16 protein-coding genes are annotated in these 17,581 nt (G+C 66.6%); 5 read left to right on the top strand and 11 right to left on the bottom strand.

From position 1 onward, the window contains the following. The first annotated feature begins 284 nt into the window (after window positions 1–284). Both exaC and DTS01S_RS03025 read left to right on the top strand, forming a co-directional pair. On the top strand, window positions 285–1,808 hold the full coding sequence (gene exaC, locus DTS01S_RS03030; RefSeq protein WP_012207447.1) for an acetaldehyde dehydrogenase ExaC: 1,524 nt from the start codon (window positions 285–287) through the stop codon (window positions 1,806–1,808). Window positions 1,809–1,875: 67 nt separating this feature from the next. Continuing rightward, the gene (locus DTS01S_RS03025; RefSeq protein WP_026062734.1) at window positions 1,876–2,250 is read left to right on the top strand and encodes a DUF779 domain-containing protein; all 375 of its coding nucleotides are present in this window, start codon (window positions 1,876–1,878) and stop codon (window positions 2,248–2,250) included. Between the two features lie 18 nt (window positions 2,251–2,268). On the opposite strand, the gene DTS01S_RS03020 is transcribed toward DTS01S_RS03025, so the two are convergent. The 4 genes from DTS01S_RS03020 to DTS01S_RS03005 form a co-directional block, all read right to left on the bottom strand. Beyond that, window positions 2,269–2,856, bottom strand: a complete 588-nt coding sequence (locus DTS01S_RS03020; RefSeq protein WP_017406758.1) for a peroxiredoxin — start codon at window positions 2,854–2,856, stop codon at window positions 2,269–2,271. A 76-nt stretch (window positions 2,857–2,932) separates the two neighbouring features. After that, window positions 2,933–6,001: an efflux RND transporter permease subunit gene (locus tag DTS01S_RS03015; RefSeq protein ID WP_017406757.1), complete on the bottom strand. Its 3,069-nt coding sequence runs from the start codon at window positions 5,999–6,001 to the stop codon at window positions 2,933–2,935. Further along, window positions 5,994–7,172 (bottom strand): efflux RND transporter periplasmic adaptor subunit, encoded by a 1,179-nt coding sequence (locus DTS01S_RS03010; RefSeq protein WP_017406756.1) that lies wholly within the window; start codon window positions 7,170–7,172, stop codon window positions 5,994–5,996. Before DTS01S_RS03010 ends, DTS01S_RS03015 begins: the two co-directional genes overlap by 8 nt. 77 nt (window positions 7,173–7,249) lie before the next feature. Continuing rightward, window positions 7,250–7,867: a TetR/AcrR family transcriptional regulator gene (locus tag DTS01S_RS03005; protein WP_017406755.1), complete on the bottom strand. Its 618-nt coding sequence runs from the start codon at window positions 7,865–7,867 to the stop codon at window positions 7,250–7,252. Between the two features lie 89 nt (window positions 7,868–7,956). Here DTS01S_RS03005 and DTS01S_RS03000 point away from each other — a divergent pair, with 89 nt between their 5' ends. Both DTS01S_RS03000 and DTS01S_RS02995 read left to right on the top strand, forming a co-directional pair. Beyond that, window positions 7,957–9,462 carry an efflux transporter outer membrane subunit gene (locus DTS01S_RS03000; protein WP_061287327.1) on the top strand — a complete coding sequence of 502 codons (1,506 nt, stop codon included), beginning with the start codon at window positions 7,957–7,959 and terminating at the stop codon, window positions 9,460–9,462. Window positions 9,463–9,602: 140 nt separating this feature from the next. After that, window positions 9,603–9,929 (top strand): DUF4148 domain-containing protein, encoded by a 327-nt coding sequence (locus tag DTS01S_RS02995; RefSeq protein WP_017406753.1) that lies wholly within the window; start codon window positions 9,603–9,605, stop codon window positions 9,927–9,929. Window positions 9,930–10,000: 71 nt separating this feature from the next. On the opposite strand, the gene DTS01S_RS02990 is transcribed toward DTS01S_RS02995, so the two are convergent. Next, complete coding sequence (locus DTS01S_RS02990; protein WP_012207455.1) at window positions 10,001–10,468, bottom strand: nuclear transport factor 2 family protein; 468 nt, start codon at window positions 10,466–10,468, stop codon at window positions 10,001–10,003. An 84-nt stretch (window positions 10,469–10,552) separates the two neighbouring features. On the opposite strand from DTS01S_RS02990, the gene DTS01S_RS02985 reads away from it, so the two are divergent. Continuing rightward, window positions 10,553–11,131 (top strand): TetR/AcrR family transcriptional regulator, encoded by a 579-nt coding sequence (locus tag DTS01S_RS02985; RefSeq protein WP_017406751.1) that lies wholly within the window; start codon window positions 10,553–10,555, stop codon window positions 11,129–11,131. Window positions 11,132–11,232: 101 nt separating this feature from the next. Here the strand turns inward: DTS01S_RS02985 and arsC are convergent, their stop codons facing one another. The 6 genes from arsC to DTS01S_RS02955 form a co-directional block, all read right to left on the bottom strand. After that, entirely contained in the window at window positions 11,233–11,664 is a 432-nt protein-coding gene (gene arsC, locus DTS01S_RS02980; RefSeq protein WP_016450895.1) for an arsenate reductase (glutaredoxin), read from the bottom strand. A gap of 24 nt (window positions 11,665–11,688) precedes the next feature. Beyond that, window positions 11,689–12,978, bottom strand: coding sequence for an arsenic transporter (locus DTS01S_RS02975; RefSeq protein WP_016445463.1), 1,290 nt, complete (start codon window positions 12,976–12,978; stop codon window positions 11,689–11,691). 54 nt (window positions 12,979–13,032) lie between these two features. Continuing rightward, on the bottom strand, window positions 13,033–13,539 hold the full coding sequence (locus tag DTS01S_RS02970; RefSeq protein WP_016445462.1) for an arsenate reductase ArsC: 507 nt from the start codon (window positions 13,537–13,539) through the stop codon (window positions 13,033–13,035). A 6-nt stretch (window positions 13,540–13,545) separates the two neighbouring features. Continuing rightward, complete coding sequence (locus DTS01S_RS02965; protein WP_026062733.1) at window positions 13,546–14,046, bottom strand: ArsI/CadI family heavy metal resistance metalloenzyme; 501 nt, start codon at window positions 14,044–14,046, stop codon at window positions 13,546–13,548. A 12-nt stretch (window positions 14,047–14,058) separates the two neighbouring features. Further along, window positions 14,059–14,382 (bottom strand): ArsR/SmtB family transcription factor, encoded by a 324-nt coding sequence (locus DTS01S_RS02960; protein ID WP_016445460.1) that lies wholly within the window; start codon window positions 14,380–14,382, stop codon window positions 14,059–14,061. A 676-nt stretch (window positions 14,383–15,058) separates the two neighbouring features. Beyond that, a complete protein-coding gene (locus DTS01S_RS02955) occupies window positions 15,059–17,494 on the bottom strand; it encodes a TonB-dependent siderophore receptor (RefSeq protein ID WP_227468496.1) in 2,436 nt (811 codons plus the stop codon). Between the last annotated feature and the right edge of the window lie 87 nt (window positions 17,495–17,581).

The raw sequence follows: 17,581 nt of genomic DNA, 5'->3' as shown, positions 1-17,581 counted from the left end.
GCCAGTATGCGGGGCCGGCGGGCACCGGGCAAGCCAAGTGGCGGGTCAGGCGCCCGACTGTTCCATTTCTGGACAGTTGTCCTGTTGCGCAACGTCACGGCACAGGGCGAACGCGCACGGGAATACCCGCAGCAGCCACGTCCCGCGCGCCTTTGCGGGCACCTGCCCTGCGGCCTGCGGGCTGGCACGGCTTTTGAATCATGTCTGCCGTCCGGCCATGGCCGGATATCCCGATCCACACCCGATCACAACAGACCCATAAGCATCCTCAGGAGACAAGCAGCATGACCGTCTACGCAGCACCCGGCGCCGCTGGCGCCAAGATCGCCTACAAGGCCCGCTACGACAACTTCATCGGCGGCAGGTTCGTACCTCCGGTCAAGGAGCAGTACTTCGACGTGGTCACCCCCATCAGCGGCAAGGTCTACACCCGCGCCGCGCGCTCCACGGCCGAGGACATCGAACTGGCGCTGGACGCCGCCCATGCCGCCAGCGACGCCTGGGGCCGCACCAGCGCGGCCGAGCGTGCGAACGTCCTGCTGAAGATCGCCGACCGCATCGAGGCCAACCTGGAGCTGCTCGCCTATGCCGAGACCGTGGACAACGGCAAGGCCATCCGCGAGACGCTGAATGCCGACATCCCGCTGACCGTGGACCATTTCCGCTATTTCGCGGGCTGCGTGCGCGCCCAGGAAGGCGCGCTCAGCCATATCGACGAGACCACGGTGGCCTATCACATCCAGGAGCCGCTGGGCGTGGTGGGCCAGATCATTCCCTGGAACTTCCCCATCCTCATGGCGGCCTGGAAGCTGGCGCCCGCGCTGGGCGCGGGCAACTGCGTGGTGCTCAAGCCGGCCGAGTCCACGCCCATCAGCATCCTGATCCTGGCCGAGCTCATTGCCGACCTGCTGCCGCCCGGCGTGCTCAACATCGTCAACGGCTTCGGCCGCGAGGCCGGCATGCCGCTGGCCACCAGCAAGCGCATCGCCAAGATCGCCTTCACGGGCTCCACCTCCACGGGCCGCGTGATCGCCCAGGCCGCCGCCAACAACCTGATCCCGGCCACGCTGGAGCTGGGCGGCAAGTCGCCCAACATCTTCTTCGCCGACGTGATGGACAAGGACGATGCCTTCCTCGACAAGGCCGTCGAAGGGCTGGTGCTGTTCGCCTTCAACCAGGGCGAGGTCTGCACCTGCCCCAGCCGCGCGCTGATCCACGAAAGCATCTACGACCGCTTCATGGAGCGCGTGCTCCAGCGCGTGGCCGCCATCCGGCATGCCAACCCGCTGGACACCGACAGCATGATGGGCGCGCAGGCGTCCAAGGAGCAGCTCACCAAGATCCTGTCGTACCTGGACCTGGGCAAGCAGGAGGGCGCCGAGGTGCTGGCCGGCGGCGGCCAGGCCCATCTGGGCGGCGACCTGGAAGGCGGCTACTACGTGCAGCCCACGCTGTTCAAGGGCCACAACAAGATGCGCATCTTCCAGGAGGAAATCTTCGGCCCCGTGCTGGCCGTGACCACCTTCAAGGACGAGGCCGAGGCCCTGGCCATTGCCAACGACACGCTCTACGGCCTGGGCGCGGGCGTGTGGAGCCGCAACGGCAACGTGGCCTACCGCATGGGCCGCGCCATCAAGGCCGGGCGCGTGTGGACCAACTGCTACCACGCCTACCCGGCGCACGCGGCCTTTGGCGGCTACAAGGAATCGGGCATCGGCCGCGAAACCCACAAGATGATGCTGGACCACTACCAGCAGACCAAGAACCTGCTGGTCAGCTACAGCGAGAACAAGCTGGGCTTCTTCTGAAGTTCTTCCCAGGTGAATGCGGCCGGCGGCGCGCAGCGCGGCCGGCCGCCCAGGAAAGGACCAACCCATGGTTGACAAAGTGACTGCCACCGACGCCGCGCTGGCGCTGATCGCCGACCTGCAGGCGCAGCACGGGCCGGTGTTCTTCCACCAGTCCGGCGGCTGCTGCGACAACAGCGCCGCCAACTGCTACCTGCCCGGCGAGCTGACGATAGGCGCCCAGGACGTGCTGCTGGGCCAGGTGGGCGGCGCGCCCTTCTACATCGGCAAGTCCCAGTACGAATACTGGAAGCACACCCAGCTCATCCTCGACGTGATCGAGGGCCAGGGCGGCACCTTCTCGCTGGAGGGCAGCACGGGCAAGGCCTTCCACACACGCTCCAGGCTGTTCACGGACGAGGAATACGCCGAGATCCTGGCCGGCGAGGGCAACGGCCCCTGACAGGGGCCGCGCGGCGGGCTACTTTCCGGTCAGCCGCTTGACCGCGGCCTCGGTCTGGCGCACATGCTCGTCCGGGTCCGAGCCCATGTGCACGAAGCGGACCTTGCCGTCCTGCCCGATCACGTAGGAGATGCGGTCGGCGCGCTGGGGGTCGGCGGCGGCCGAGGCGTCGTAGGCGCGGATGGTCTGCGCCTGCGGGTCCGATGCCACGGCGAACTGGTCGCGGCAGGCCTCGGTGGAAAAGCGCTTGAGCGTATCGATGTCGTCATGCGACATGCCCACCACCGTGGCGCCCATGGCCGCGAAACGCGGCGTGGCCTCGGCAAAGGCGTGGGCTTCCATGGTGCAGCCCTGGGTGAAGGCCTTGGGGAAGAAATACAGCACCACCGGCCCCTTCCTGAGCGTGGCGGCCATGTCGAAATCGAAGGCCTTGCCCGCCACCGCGGCCGGCGTGGTGAAGCGCGGCGCGCTGTCGCCCACCTTGAGCGCTGCCTGGGCCAGCGGCGACAGCAGCAGCGCCGCCAGCACGGGTGCGGCGGCGCGCGCGCAGCGGCGGCCCCAAGAGGTGCGATGGTGGGTGGAATCGCCGCAGCGGATATCGGACATGCATGGCCTCCTGAGCCTGGAACGGGATGCGCCATTGTGGCCAATCGGCCCGGGCCGCTGGCGCATTTGCCGTGGATCAGCGCGGGGATTCGCCGGGCCTGATCCTGAACCAGATCGAGTACATGGCAGGCAGGAAGACCAGCGTCAGCACCGTGCCGGCCAGCGTGCCGCCGATCAGCGTATAGGCCAGCGTTCCCCAGAACACCGATTGGGTCAGCGGGATGAAGGCAAGGATCGCCGCCAGCGCGGTCAGGATCACGGGCCGGGCGCGCTGGACGGTGGCCTCCACCACCGCCTGGAACGGCGCAAGTCCCTCCTGCTCGTTGTGCTGGATCTGCCCGATCAGGATCAGCGTGTTGCGCATCAGGATGCCCGACAGCGCGATCAGCCCCACCAGTGCGTTGATGCCGAAGGGCTGCTGAAAGACGATCAGCGTCGGCACCACGCCGATCAATCCCAGGGGGCTGGTCAGGAACACCATGACCATGGCCGATATCGACCGCACCTGCAAGATGATGATGATCAGCGTGATGGCGATCATGATCGGGAACAGGGGCAGCATGGCCGTCATGGCCTTGCCGGATTCCTCGATGGAGCCGGCCTCGTCGATGCGGTAGCCCGCAGGCAACGCCTTCCTGATGGGCTCCAGCTGCCGGGTGAGGGCCGCCGAGACATCGGGCGGCTGCAGGCTGTCATCGATATCACCGCGGACCGTGATGGTGGGCATGCGGTCGCGGCGGCGCATGACGGGCTCCTCCATCTGCACGGCGACCTCGCCCAGCTGCGACAGCGGTATGCGCTGGCCAGTGGCGTTGGTGAGCGTGAAGTCGCCGACCCTGGCCACATCGTGGCGGGTGCCGCCCGCAGAACGCGCCATCACCTGCACGGTGCGGATGTCCTCGCGCACGGTGGTCACGGGCACGCCGCTGAGCAGGAATTGCAGCTGCTGCGCGACTGCCGCGGAGGTCAGGCCCATGGCCTGCAGCCGGTCCTGGTCCAGGGTGAAGCGCATGACAGGGGTGCGCACGCCCCAGTCGGAGTTCACGGTCCGCATCATCGGGCTGTCGTGCAGCACCTGGTGCACCTGGCCGGCAATGTCGCGCAGCCGCTGCGGGTCGGGGCCGGAGACGCGATACGCCACGGGGAACGGGGAGTACGGCCCGAACACGATCTGCGATGCGCGCACCTGCGCCTGCGGGGCCAGTCCCTGGGAGACGGCCTCGCGCAACCTGAGCTTGAGTGCGTCGCGCTGCGCCTGGTTGGCGGTGCGCACGACGATCTTGGCGAACGACGGGTCGGGCAGCTCAGGCGAGATGGCCAGAAAAAAGCGTGGTGCGCCCTGGCCGATATAGGCGGTCACGATCTCCGATTCGGGCTGCTGCAGCAGCCAGGTTTCCACCGTGCGAGTGGTCTCGCTCGTCTGGCCGATGGAGGTGCCGTAGGGCATCTGCACCTCGACCATCACCTCGGGCCGGTCGGAGATGGGAAAGAACTGCTTCTTCACGATGGACATGCCCAGCACGGAAGCCACCATGAGCCCGCCCACGACTGCGGCCACCATGCCCTTGCGGGCGATCACCTTGCCCAGCACGCGCCGCAGGCGCTCGTAGCGGGGCGTGCCATACATCGCCGCATGTCCGCCTTCGACCTTCTTGAGAGGGGGCAGCATCTTCACGCCCAGATAGGGCGTGAACACCACGGCCACCACCCAGGACACGATGAGCGCGATGCCGACGATCCAGAACATGTTGCTGGTGTACTCGCCCGCCGTGGAGCGTGCGAACCCGTTGGGCATGAATCCCACCGCCGTCACCAGCGTTCCGGACAGCATGGGCGCCGCGGTATGGCTCCAGGCGTAGGCGGACGCGGCCACGCGGTCGTAGCCCTCTTCCATCTTCACCACCATCATCTCGATGGCGATGATGGCGTCGTCCACCAGCAGGCCCAGCGCAAGGATCAGCGAGCCGAGCGTGATGCGGTCGAAATTCTTTCCCGTGGCGGCCATGATGATGAACACGGCCGCCAGCGTCAGCGGCACGGCCGCAGCCACCACCACGCCAACGCGCCAGCCCATGCTGGCGAAGCACACCACCAGCACGACCAGCAGCGCGGCCAGGAACTTGAGCATGAACTCATCGACGGCGGCGCTGATGTTCACGGCCTGGTCCGTCACCTTGCTCAGGCCCAAGCCCAGCGGCATGTCTGCGTTGATGGCGCCCACCTCCCTGTCCAGCGCCTTGCCCAGGTCCAGCCCGTTCCAGCCGTCGCGCATGACGACGCCCAGCAGCAAGGCCGGCTCCGCGCCGTTGCGGATGATGAAGGTCGAGGGATCTTCGTAGCCGCGCTGGACGGTGGCGATGTCGGACAGCTTGACCGTGCGGCCCTGGGCCACGATGGGCGTGTCGCGGATCTTCTGCAGCGCGTCGAACGCCCCGTCGATGCGGATGAACACCTGGGGTCCCTGGGTCTCCACCGACCCGGCAGGCGTGAGTGCGTTCTGGTTGTTCAATGCCGCGAAGACGTCCTGCGGGCTGATGCCCAGCGTGGCCAGGCGCTCGTGCGAGAACTCCACGTAGATCCGCTCGGATTGCTCGCCGACGATGTTGACCTTCTTGACGCCCGGCACATGCAAAAGACGCTGGCGCAAGGCTTCGGCATCGCGCACCAGCGCCCGGGGCTCCTCGCCGCGCGCCTTGAGGGCGTAGATCGCAAAGGTCACGTCGGCGTACTCGTCGTTCACCATCGGGCCGATCACGCCTGCCGGCAGGTTGCGGGCCTCGTCACCGAGCTTCTTGCGGGCCTGGTAGAACTCCTCCTGCACCTCGCCGGGGGGCGTGGAGTCGAGCAGGGTCAGCGTGGTGAAGGCCAGCCCCGGCCTGACGAAGGTTTCGGTGCGGTCATACCAGCGCAGCTCCTGCAGGCGCTTTTCCAGCTTCTCTGCCACCTGGTCCTGCATTTCCTGCGGGGTGGCGCCAGGCCAGGCCGTGATGATGGTCATGACCTTGACGGTGAAGGCCGGATCCTCCGCCCGGCCCAGCTTCAGGAAGGCAAAGACACCCGTCAGCGAAATCAGCAGGATCAGGAACAGCGTGATGGAACGCTCACGGACGGCAAGCGCCGACAGGTTGAAACGGCCTTCACTCACGGGACACTCCCTTGGACACGGAGGACGCCGTGGACGTTGTTGCCGTTGTTGCCGTTGAAGGCGCCGGCGCCTCGCTGTCCAGCCGCACCTGCGCACCCTCGCTCAGCAAATGCGCGCCGAGCGCGACGATCCGGTCCCCCTGGTCGAGCGCACCCACCACCTGGGCATTGCCGTCCTGCACCTGAACCACGGTGACGGGCTGGCGCCTGACCTGATCGCCCTGCACCACCCAGACAGCGGCACCCTTGCCCTCGTCGAGGATGGCGCCGATGGGGACCTGCAGGGTTGACTTGCCGGCCGTCGATGTCGATGTCGATGTCGACGTCGATGTCCCGCCAATCCTGAGCGTGACCGTGCTGCCCAGCGGAGCGCTGGCCGCCGCGCCGGCGTCCAGCACATAGCGGGCCTCAAAGGTGCGGGTGGCCCGGTCGGCCACATCGGACAGCTGGCGCAGTCTGGCGGGGATGACCACCTCCTCCCTGCCGAACAGGCGGGCCTGGGCCGCCGAGCCCAGCGCGGGCCGCAGTGTCTCGGGCAACTGGACGACCGCTTCGCGCCTGCCGGCATGGGCGAGGCGCACGACCACCTGGCCGGCACTGACGACCTGGCCAGGCTCGGCAAGTGTTTCCATCACGATGCCATCGGCATCGGCCAGCAGTTCGGCGTAGCGGCTGGCGTTCAGCGCTGCAGCGGCCTGCGCTTCGGCCGCCCTGAGCTGGGCGCGGGCGGAATCCGCGGCCGCCTTGATCTGTTCATGGGCCAAGGCCGAAACGGCACCCGTTCCCTGCAGGTCACGGTAGCGCTGCTCCTCGTCGCTGGCCTGCTGAGCCCGTGCCCTGGCGGCTGCGACGGCCTCCTGCTGGGCATGGGCGGCCAGCTTCAGGTCCACCGGGTCGAGGCGCAGCAATGCCTGGCCGCGCCTGACCGTCTGGCCTGTATCCACCAGGCGCTCGAGCACCTTGCCGGCCACGCGAAATCCAAGATCGCCCTGCACCCTGGCCGCGATGGTGCCGGTGAAGACACGCTCGGAAGCATTGCCTGGCGCTACCAGGGTGGTGCGAACGAGGGGTGGCTGGGTGCGCGGGTCCGGCGGCGTGCTTTTGCCGCAGGCTGCGAGTGCAAGTGACAGTGCGCCGACTGCGGCGATGGACAGATGGCTGTGCCGAAGCATGAGGGGGTCCCGATCAATGAGCAGGACCCGATTCTGTGATTAGTGACCATTTATGTCAATGGTCACAACTGCAGGATTTAGGGCGACAGGCTTCTCAGCACCAATCCGGCCAGTTGTGCGGGCGCCTCCTCCGCATGGTCGAGGCTGTGCTGCAGCATCACCGGGTTCAGATAGGGGAGCATGACCAGGAAGATGGCGCGCCCGGTTTCATCCAGCGGCGTCTTGCGCTCGAAGTCGCCCCGCAGGCGCCCGGCGTCGAGCACCTGCAGCAGCAGCTGATGCATGCGTTCCTCATAGGCCTGCGCTGCCTGCCAGCGCTCGGCCGACGCCGAAATGGCGATCTCGTACAGCTTGCGGTCCTCGGAGAAAAGCCGCAGCGTGGCAGCGACGATCGCCTTGAACAGGCGCCGCAGCTGCTCGGGAGGCGCATCCGTGCTGGCGACGGCCTGGCGGATCTCCGCCTCCATCTCCATCAGGCAGTTGGAACAGATCATCTCGCCGATGACCTGCTTGGACTCGAAGAACTTGTAGATGTAGGCCTTGGAAAAGCCGATGGCCTTGGCAAGGTCGGACACCGTGGTTTTCTCGTAGCCGTAGCGGCTGAAATGCTCTTTCGCCGCAGTCACGATCTGTTGCCGGACATCGTGTTCGACCGGGCCGCGCGCAGAGGTCGGATAGACGTTGGTGGTGCTCATGCGGCCTAGCTTACTCCATCAAAAAAATACTATGCAAGTGACCATTTTGGAATATAGTCACAGCGTCGCCACGCTTCTGACTGTTGAACATGACGCGTCTTGCCGCCCCCGTCTTTCTGATGCTCGCCAGCCTTTGTGCAGGGTGTGCGGTAGGCCCTGACTACCAGCCGCCCGCCACGGCCCTGCCCCAGGCCTACATGGGGGGCCGCGTTCTGGGTGAGGGCAAGCCTCCATCGCCGGACTCCCCCACGGACCTTGCAGCCTGGTGGGCAGCCTTTGGCGATGCGCAAATGGCGCGCCTCGTCACGGCGGCACTGCAGCAGAACCTGGATGTTGCCCAGGCCGCTGGCCGCGTGCTTCAGGCACGCGCCGGGCTGGACGCGGCGGCAGCTGCGTTGCTGCCGTCGGCCCAGGTCTCGGCGCAAACGGCCAGGAGCTATCAGTCGGTCGAGACTCCGCTGGGCCGGGTGCTCGACTCCATGCCGGGGTTCGATCGCTACGGCAGCGCCCAGGAGGCCAACCTCGGGGCCAGTTGGGAGCTTGATCTCTTCGGCGGCCTGCGCAGGACCCGGCAGGCCTCCCTGGCCGAGTACCAGGCATCGGAAGCCGGCGCCACTGCCGTGCGGCTCGCGGTGGCCGCCCAGACTGCGGACATCTATATCCAGATTCGCGGCCTGCAGGCGCGGCTGGCAGTGGCACGCTCGCAGGTGCGGACCCAGCAGCAACTTCGCTCCATCGTCGAACTGCGGTTTGGCAAAGGCCTGGCATCAGAGCTTCAGCTGCGCCAGGTCGAGGGAGCGCTTGCACGGGCACAAGCCACCGTCCCGCCGCTGGAAAATGCGCTCGAAGCCGCGCTCAACGCCATGGACGTGATGCTGGCCACGGCACCCGGCACGCACCGGGCAGAGCTGGCCGATCCCCGCCCGGTCCCCGTGCTGCCAACCCTTTCCCTGGCGGAGGCGCCCGGCGATCTGCTGCGGCGACGCCCGGACCTCATCGCGGCGGAGCGGCGCCTGGCAGCGTCGAACGCACGCATCGGCGTGGCGATCGCCGAGTACTACCCGAAGCTGTCGATCAGCGGCCTGATCGGCAGCGCCACCTCCATCTCCGCGGGCAATCTCTTCAGCGCCGGCGCATCGCAGGCCAGCGTTGTGGGCGGCCTGCGCTGGCGGCTGTTCGACTTCGGTCGCATCAACGCCCAGATCCACCAGGCGCAGGCACAGGAGGCGGAAAGCCTTGCCGCCTACCGGCAGTCGGTACTGCGCGCCACGGAAGAAGTGGAGAACGCCCTGGTGTCTCAGGACAAGCGGCAGGAGCTGATGGCCGTGCTCGCCAGGGGCGCGGATGCGCTCACGCGGGCCCGGCAGGCCGCAGGCGCCGCCTACGACAAGGGCGTGGTCAGCCTGATCGAGGTGCTGCAGGCAGATGAAAGCCTGCTGGGCGTGCTCGATGCACAGGCGCAGGCCCGTATGGAGTCGGCGCGCTCGACGGTGGCGATCTTCAAGGCGCTGGGCGGCGGCTGGACGCCGGAGCCCCTGCCTTCCAGGGCATTGGCAACCGCCAGCCACGGTCTTCCAGCCAGCGTTGCCCCCTGAACCTGCCACTTCCCGAAAGGAGCCCCCTTTCCACACAGCAAAGCAACCGAACACCCCTGCGGGACATGCGGCCCAGGCGACCTGCCCAAGCAGGCGGCCCAAGCCATGGCCCGGCTCCACCCACCCCCATCCGTCAAACCATGTCAAACACAACCCCCTCCCCCACCGTTGCTGCAGCCGCACGCCTCCTGAAGCCGGCGCTTGCAGCCATCGCCTTCTCAAGCTGCTTCGCAGCCCATTCGCAGCCGCAAGACGCCTCGGCAGCCACATCGGACGCAGCGCTTTCCCGCGCCGAAGTCATCGCCGATCTCGCACTCTGGCGCCGCGCCGGATTGGACCGCCATGCGGAGATATCGATCTCCTACGGAGTCGAAACGCAGGAATATCGGGCCGCATACCAGGAGTACCTGCGCCTTCGCAACAGCGAGGCGTTCCAGGCGGAGGTCCGCAAGGCGCTGAGTCGGTAAGGCGGAGCGCCTTCCCGCCCAGGCCATCGCGGCAGCGGCTGGCTGCCTGGGGACGTGGCCCGGGGCTTTGCCTACAGGCCCAGGTCGGACAGACCGGGGTGGTCATCGGGGCGACGCCCCAGCGGCCAGTGGAACTTGCGCTCCGATTCCTGGATGGGCATGTCGTTGATGCATGCGAAGCGCCGGCGCATGAGACCGTCGGCCTCGAATTCCCAGTTCTCGTTGCCGTACGACCGGAACCAGTTCCCGGCATCGTCGTGCCACTCATAGGCGTAGCGGACTGCGATCCGGTTTTCTCCGTACAGCCAAAGCTCCTTGATCAGCCGGTAGTCCAGCTCCTTCTTCCACTTCCTCTCAAGAAGGGCCTGGGCCTCGGCGCGGCTGTTGGCGAACTCCGCCCGGTTGCGCCATTTCGTGTCGGGGGTATAGGCCATCGCGACCTTGGCCGCATCGCGTGTGTTCCATCCATCCTCGGCCAAACGGACCTTTTGGACGGCGCTTGCGAGAGAGAACGGGGGCAGGGGTGGGCGAGTTTCCATGATGTGACCTTTGAAAAGATGTAGAACGATCTGTCTACATGCGCCACTCTAACGGAGGTGGAACGATCTGTCTACAATGTCTTCATGAAAACTTCCCAGCCATCTCTCGAGTCACTGCCGCCCCGCGAGCGCATCCTGGTGGCAGCCCATGGCCTTTTCTACGCAGAGGGCATCCGGGCCACGGGCGTGGACCGGATCATCGAGCGGTCGTCGGTCAGCAAAGTCACCTTCTACCGCCAGTACGCCAGCAAGGACGACCTGATCCGTGCGTACCTCGACTACCGCCATGAACGGTGGATTTCCTGGTTCCAGGCCAGCCTGGCGCAGGAGGCCGCCGGGGGCTCGTCAGCGTTGGATGCCCTGTCCACCACCCTCAGGAGCTGGTTCGGCCAGCCCGACTTTCGGGGCTGCGCCTTTCTCAATGCCGCTGCCGAACTGGGCTCGTCCGACCCTGAGATCCTGGCGACGGTCCGGCGGCACAAGCAGGAAATGTCGTCCGTGCTGGATCGCCTGTTCGGTGGCCATCCCGTGTCCGTGGGCGCTGCGCTCACCCTGGTGGCGGATGGCGCCATCGTCCATGCGCAGATGGGTCAGCCGATCGATGAAGTCATGGCGAACTTCAAGGCAGCGGCCGAAGGGATCGTGGGCCGCCCCGGGTGGTGAGCAGGCTCAGGAGCGGGGCGCCGCTGAGGCTTCGGCGCGCCACAGCGGCAGGTCGTTGCTGCCTCGCCACCTTTGGCCACGCAGGGGCCGGATCTGGCAAGTCAGTGCTTTGCCACACGCTGCCCTGCCGCGTCGATGACGGCTTCGCCGTCCTCCTTGGAGAATGCCCCTTGCTGGGGACGCGGCAGTATGTCCAGCACCACCTCGGATGGCCGGCACAGGCGCGTGCCCAGTGGCGTCACCACAATGGGGCGATTGATGAGGATAGGGTGCCGGAGCATGGCGTCGATCAGCTGGGCATCGGTCCATTCCGGGTCGCCCAGGCCCATCTCGTCATACGGCGTACCTTTTTGCCGCAGAACCTCCCGCACAGGCAGGGCCAGGTCCGCCAGCAGCCGCTCCAGCGTGGCCCGGTCGGGCGGTGTCTTGAGGTATTCGATGACGGCGGGCTCCTCGCCGCTGTTGCGGATCAGGGCCAGCACGTTGCGCGATGTGCCGCAGGCGGGGTTGTGATAGATCGTGATGGTGCTCATGGCAGATGGGTTCTGTGAGGGAATTCAGGCAGCCACGCTCAGGCGCAGCGCAAGGGCGGCAAGCGTGATGAGCAGCACGGGGGCCGTCAAAACCGTACCGACCCTGAAGTAGTAGCCCCATCCGATGGTCATGCCTTTGCTGGCCAGCACATGCAGCCACAGCAGCGTGGCCAGGCTACCGATGGGCGTAATCTTCGGGCCCAGGTCGCAGCCGATCACGTTGGCGTAGACCATGGCATCCCTGACCACGCCGGTGGCACTGGAGGCATCGATCGACAGCGCACCCACCAGCACGGTGGGCATGTTGTTCATCACAGACGACAGCAGGGCCGAGAGCACCCCCGTGCCAATGGCTGCGCCCCAGACGCCGCCTTGGGCAAAGCGGTCCAGAACGGATGCGATAGAGGTGATCAGCCCGGCATTGCGCAATCCGTAGACCACCAGATACATGCCCAGCGAGAACACCACGATCTGCCACGGCGCGCCATGCAGTACCTTGCGGGTGCTGATGACGCAGCCGCGTGCCGCCACGGCCAGCAGCAGGGCGGCACCTGCGGCCGCGACCGCGCTGACTGGCACGCCCAGCGGCTCCAGCCCGAAGAAGCCGACCAACAGCAGGACCAGAACCACCCAGCCCGCGCGAAAGGTCGCCGGATCGCGGATCGCATCGGCCGGGCGCCTGAGCTGGGCCAGGTCATAGGTTGCGGGAATGCCGCGCCGAAAGAACAGCATCAGCATGGCGAGGCTGGCCAGCACCGAGGCGAGATTGACCGGCACCATTACCGAGGCGTATTCGTTGAAGCCGATGTTGAAAAAGTCGGCCGAGACGATGTTGACCAGGTTGGAGACGATCAGCGGCAGGCTGGCCGTGTCGGCGATGAAGCCTGCCGCCATGACGAATGCCAGCGTGGCGGAGGGCGAAAAGCCCAGCGCCACGAGCATGGCCATCACGATGGGCGTGAGAATCAGGGCGGCGCCGTCGTTGGCGAACAAGGCGGACACAGCCGCACCCAGCAGCACGATGAACGCGAACAGCTTGCTGCCCCGGCCGCCGCCCCAGCGTGCGAAGTGCAGCGCGGCCCATTCGAAGAAGCCGGCCTCGTCAAGCAGCAGGCTGATGATGATGACGGCTACAAAGGTGGCGGTCGCATTCCACACGATGCCCCAGACCACTGGAATGTCGGAAAGATGCACCACGCCGGCCAGCAGGGCAACGACCGCGCCCAGCGAGGCGCTCCAGCCAATGCCCAGGCCGCGCGGCTGCCAGATAACCAGCACAAGGGTGGAGATGAAGATCAGGACTGCCATGAGCATGGTGCTGGGAGATTCGGGTTTCAGAAGGCGCGCATTCGTGGACGAAGGGGGGCGTCAGTGGGAGGCCAGTTCGCGGGCGGTGCCCTGTAGCCTTGCCTTTTCCAGCTTGTCGTCGGGCAGGTTGACCAGCAGCTCCAGACGACGACGCATCATGTGCAGAGTCTGTCGGAATGCTTCCAGCTTGACCTCTTCAGATGCGTCTCCCTGCGAGGGGTCGGCGTATCCCCAGTGGGCGGTGGCGGGGTGGCCGGGCCAGATCGGGCAGACCTCGCCAGCTGCGTTGTCGCAGACGGTGATGATCAGGTCCATCTGCGGCGCCTGCGGGGCCGCGAACTCATCCCAGCTCTTGCTGCGCAGCCCCTGCACAGATACGCCGGCACGTTGCAGCACCTGCAAGCTCAAGGGATTGGGCTGCTGATTCGCGCGGGGGCTGCTGCCGGCCGAATACGCTTTGAAGCGCCCATTGCCCATGTCGTTGAGCAAAGCTTCGGCCAGGATGCTGCGCGCCGAGTTGTGAGTGCACAGGAACAGGACATTCAGGGGGGTGATGGAATCAGACATGGTGGCTTAGCAGCAGGACTTGGAGGAAGAGGCAGCTGCGGTGCCTGGGGCGCAGCAGGCAGATGCGGCCGCCTGGCGCGGGGCCGTCGGCGCGCAGCACGCGCCGCTGGCTCCGACAGCTGCATCAGGGGCCTCGTGAAACACGGGAATGTTCTCCAGCGAATGAAAGTGCTCCCAGGCAATCCCCTGGGGATCGGTGATCCAGTGCTTGTCGCTGCGTGCATAGCAGCAGGTGGTGGCGCCTTCGTCGAGCATCGCCAGGTCGGCGGCCCTGGCGCGTGCCTTGAGCGCATCCAGCTCCTCGGCCTCATCCACTTGGAAGCCCAGGTGGTCCAGGCCGGCTTTCTCGCCTCGCGTCGAAATGGCGAAGTTCACCCGGGGCTCATCCAGCATCCACTTCGCGTAGTCGCTTTCCACGCGGGCGGGCTCGGCACCAAACAGCTGGGAATAGAACGCGATGTTCTTGGCCAGATCGTCGACGTGCATATGGACATGGAAGCGTTTCATCGTGGACTCCGTTCAGCAGTTGCAGGGCAAGGCATCCACCGTGGCGCATGCGGCGCCCTGGCAGCAGTTTTCGGTGAGGTAGGCGAGCAGGTCGTTCATCGCCGCAAAGGACGCCCGGTACAGCACATTGCGGCCCAGGCGCTCCTGGCTGACCAGCTCGGCATGGGACAGCTCCTTGAGGTGGAACGACAGCGCGTTGGGTGCGATACCCAACTGTTCGGCCAAGGCGCTGGGCGTAAGCCCCGCAGGGCCGGCGACTACCAGGGCGCGGAAAACGCGCAGGCGCGCTTCATGGGCCAGGGCCGAAAGCGATCGGATGACTTGGGTTTCTTGCATGCATCAATAATACAACTATTGTTGAATTGTTGTTAAAAAAATAAGGGCGGCCGTGCGGCTCCATTGCGCAAGCTCCGTGCGGAACGCCACTGAACACGCCGCGCGTCACGCAGATAACTCGTTGATTTCTCACGTCCTCGCAAGCCATGCACCATCGATCCTTAGAGAGATGCGCCACTGAACTTTCGTCTGTACGGAAAACGCGCCACTGCACTTTAGTTTTTTGGCCAGCAAGGCTGAGGAGCGAGCTATCGGCCGAGGCGCAAGGGCTCAGGGCCGATGTGCGGCGGCGTCGCGGGTTGCCATGGGCTCTTGTGTGGCAGCTACCCGTTGCCGTCGTTTGTCGCAGGCCTGTCGGTGTCGGCTTTGCCTCGGCAGCTGCCGCCCCCCGCCGCCGGGCGAACTCACGCTGCATGGCGCCAAGCAGTCCTTAGCCCCTGCGACAAGCGCTGGCCCAAATGGTGGGGCTACTCGAAGGCTAGGACATTCTCCGGGCGCTCGCCCCGTGCCAGTGATCGTCTCACCCCCACTCAAACTTGCAGTCCCGAAACACGGATGGACGGCCAGGCTCGCCATGACACCCTGACAGCTCTACCCTCGCAAACATCGCCATCAACGGCGGACAGCACATCCACTGATGCTGACGACGTTCACACGGGGCGCAGCTGAAAACATTTCAGAACTTCATAGACACCGCCACGCGCATATTCCGCGCCTCCCCGTAGTACGACGAGGTCGAAACCCCTTGGTACTTGCGGTCGAAGACGTTGTAGAGGTTGGCCGAGACCGTGAGCTTCGGATTGATGGCGTATTGCACCATCAGGTCGGCCACAGCATAGCTTTTCTGCTCGACACGGCTGACGTTGGGCAGGCCCAGGAAGGAGAGGTCGCTCCAGGTGCCGCTTTGCCAGCGCGCGCCGCCGCCCACGGTCAGGCCGTGGCCTATGTGAGGCAGGCGGTAGGTGGTGAACAGCTTGAGGGTGTTGCGCGGGATTTCGGGGTTCAGGCGGTTGCGCTCGGCGTCGCGCGCGATGTTGCGGGCAAAGCCGACGGAGGCGTTCCAGTGGCGGCGGATTTCGCCGGTCATCTCCACCTCGAAGCCACGCGTTTCGGCGCCCTTGACGGCACGGTAGGCCTGCTCGCCATTGGGCGCGTAGCTGCCCGTGATGGCCTGGGCCACGTTGTCCTGCAGCAGGCGGTAGACGGCGGCGCCCACCTGCAGGCGCTTGTCCAGCAGCTCGCCCTTGAGGCCCAGCTCGTAGCTGCGGCCCAGTAGGGGATCGAGCTTTTTGCCGTGGATGTCCAGGCTGCTCTGCGCCTGGAAAATATCGGTATAGCTGGCATAGGCCGACCAGTCGCGGCCCACGTCCAGCACCAGGCCGGCGAAGGGCGTGAGCTTGCCGTTTTCGGCCATGGCGCTGCCGCTGGTCTCGCCGCTGGCGAAATCGGTGTAGCTGTCGCGACGCTTCCAGTTCGTGATGCGTGCCCCCGCGATGACGGACAGCCGGTCCGTGGGGCGCAGCTGCAGCGATCCGTAAGCACTGCTGCTGCGTTCCACGGCCGCGCTGCGGCCTAGTACCGGGTTGTCGGGCTGCACCGGCGTGCGGCCATCCCAGGTGAAGAGGTTGTCTATGGTGTTGTCCCAGCCGGGGAAGGCCCAGCGGCCATGCGAGCCGCTGTCGTTGCGCGTGCGTGCCACACTGGCGCCGAAGGCGGCCTGGTGCTGGCGTCCCAGCAGCTGGAAGGGACCGGAAGCCGTGAGGTCCAGCGTGTCCTGCCGAGGCCGCCCCGTCCACCAGGCGGCCCACAGGCCGGCACCTGCGCCGGTGGTGCGGTCCACAGGCTGTTCATTGGTCCAGCCCGGAATCTCGTCATAGCTGCTGCGGTCGAGCGTGTAGATGGCCTTCAGGCGCCAGTCGCTGGCCATGCGGTGTTCGAGCGAGGCGAAGACGCTGCGGTAGTCCCGCCGTGCCGAGGCCCAGCGCGCGCCCGAGGACGCGGAGCGGCTCCAATCGATGCGCGTGCCATCCGTGTAGAAGAAAGGCCGGCCCCCACGGCCTACGCCAGAAGCGTCGTAGTCCTGCGCGGAAAAGCCCACGGTGGCCAGCGTGGACGGCGACAGGTCAGCCTCCACCACGCCGTACAGCGAGCGGCTGCGGTCCTGCTCGTAGTCGACCTTGGAATGGCGGTTCTGCGACACGGCCACGATGCGCCCGCGCACCGATCCGGAGGCGTTGAGCGGAGATGACAGATCCACCTCGGCACGTGCGAAATCCCAGGAGCCTGCCGTGAGCCTGGCGCTGCCCTGGAACTCGGCCGTGGGCAGCTTGCGCACCAGGTTGATGGTGGCGCCGGGCGTGCCCGCGCCGCTCATCAGCCCCGAGGCGCCGCGCACGACTTCGACGCGGTCGAACATGGCCATGTCGCTGGTCTGGAAGATGGCCGGGTAGTCGCTGAACAGGCGGTTGACGCCATCGACCTGGAAGTTCTTGATCTGAAAGCCCCGCGCGAAGAACTGGTTGGTGTCGCCGCCCGTGGGACCGTACTGCGCATAGCTCAGGCCCGTGGTCTGGCGGGCGATGTCTTCCTGCAGCACGATGCCCTGGTCGTCCATGCGCTGGCGCGTGATCACGCTGACCGACTGCGGCGTCTCGCGCAGCGACAGGGACAGGCCCGTGGCGGCCCGCGATTCGCTGGCGGCGTAGGACTGCGTGCCCTCGGTGACGGCGCTGCGCTCGGCCTGGGCGGTGACGCGCACCTCGGCCAGCGTGGCCGCGCCGGTGGGCGTTCCCACGGCCAGGGACGGTCGCACCACAAAGCCGCCGCCCTCGCGCGGCAGGGCCTGCAGGCCCGTGCCGGCCAGCAGCGCGGACAGGGCCTGGTCCACGGTTCGATCACCCTGCACGCCGGGGCTGGTCCTGTCTGCGGTCTGGGCGGTGGAGAAGGACAGCAGGATGCCCGCCTGGGCGCCAAAGCGATTGAGCGTGGCGGTCAGCGGCCCGGCAGGAATGTCGTAGCGCTGCACTGCCTGGGCGTGGGGCTGTGCCTGTGCGTGGGCCTGCGCCGGGGCAAGCACCGCCACCAGCGGCAGTGCCAGAACGGCGGGGCGCAAGGCCTGCCGCAGTTGAAATGCCAGTCGTGTGGCGCGAAAAGTCGGGTGATGGCCCATGGTGTGCGTGTCCCTCGGTCCTGGATGGTT

Origin of the sequence: Delftia tsuruhatensis NBRC 16741, from assembly GCF_001571325.1 — a bacterium.
Taxonomy (GTDB): Bacteria; Pseudomonadota; Gammaproteobacteria; order Burkholderiales; family Burkholderiaceae_C; genus Comamonas; species Comamonas tsuruhatensis.
The sequence above is the reverse complement of the archived record's forward strand: the minus strand, read 5'-3'. Positions and strand labels throughout refer to the sequence as shown.

Excerpts from the sequence above, each read along its gene's own strand:
- exaC (WP_012207447.1), top strand. The coding sequence starts at position 285 with ATGACCGTCTACGCAGCACCCGGCGCCGCTGGCGCCAAGATCGCCTAC.
- DTS01S_RS03025 (WP_026062734.1), top strand. The coding sequence starts at position 1,876 with ATGGTTGACAAAGTGACTGCCACCGACGCCGCGCTGGCGCTGATCGCC.
- DTS01S_RS03020 (WP_017406758.1), bottom strand. The coding sequence starts at position 2,856 with ATGTCCGATATCCGCTGCGGCGATTCCACCCACCATCGCACCTCTTGG.
- DTS01S_RS03010 (WP_017406756.1), bottom strand. The coding sequence starts at position 7,172 with ATGCTTCGGCACAGCCATCTGTCCATCGCCGCAGTCGGCGCACTGTCA.
- DTS01S_RS03005 (WP_017406755.1), bottom strand. The coding sequence starts at position 7,867 with ATGAGCACCACCAACGTCTATCCGACCTCTGCGCGCGGCCCGGTCGAA.
- DTS01S_RS03000 (WP_061287327.1), top strand. The coding sequence starts at position 7,957 with ATGACGCGTCTTGCCGCCCCCGTCTTTCTGATGCTCGCCAGCCTTTGT.
- DTS01S_RS02995 (WP_017406753.1), top strand. The coding sequence starts at position 9,603 with ATGTCAAACACAACCCCCTCCCCCACCGTTGCTGCAGCCGCACGCCTC.
- DTS01S_RS02990 (WP_012207455.1), bottom strand. The coding sequence starts at position 10,468 with ATGGAAACTCGCCCACCCCTGCCCCCGTTCTCTCTCGCAAGCGCCGTC.
- DTS01S_RS02985 (WP_017406751.1), top strand. The coding sequence starts at position 10,553 with ATGAAAACTTCCCAGCCATCTCTCGAGTCACTGCCGCCCCGCGAGCGC.
- arsC (WP_016450895.1), bottom strand. The coding sequence starts at position 11,664 with ATGAGCACCATCACGATCTATCACAACCCCGCCTGCGGCACATCGCGC.
- DTS01S_RS02975 (WP_016445463.1), bottom strand. The coding sequence starts at position 12,978 with ATGCTCATGGCAGTCCTGATCTTCATCTCCACCCTTGTGCTGGTTATC.
- DTS01S_RS02970 (WP_016445462.1), bottom strand. The coding sequence starts at position 13,539 with ATGTCTGATTCCATCACCCCCCTGAATGTCCTGTTCCTGTGCACTCAC.
- DTS01S_RS02965 (WP_026062733.1), bottom strand. The coding sequence starts at position 14,046 with ATGAAACGCTTCCATGTCCATATGCACGTCGACGATCTGGCCAAGAAC.
- DTS01S_RS02960 (WP_016445460.1), bottom strand. The coding sequence starts at position 14,382 with ATGCAAGAAACCCAAGTCATCCGATCGCTTTCGGCCCTGGCCCATGAA.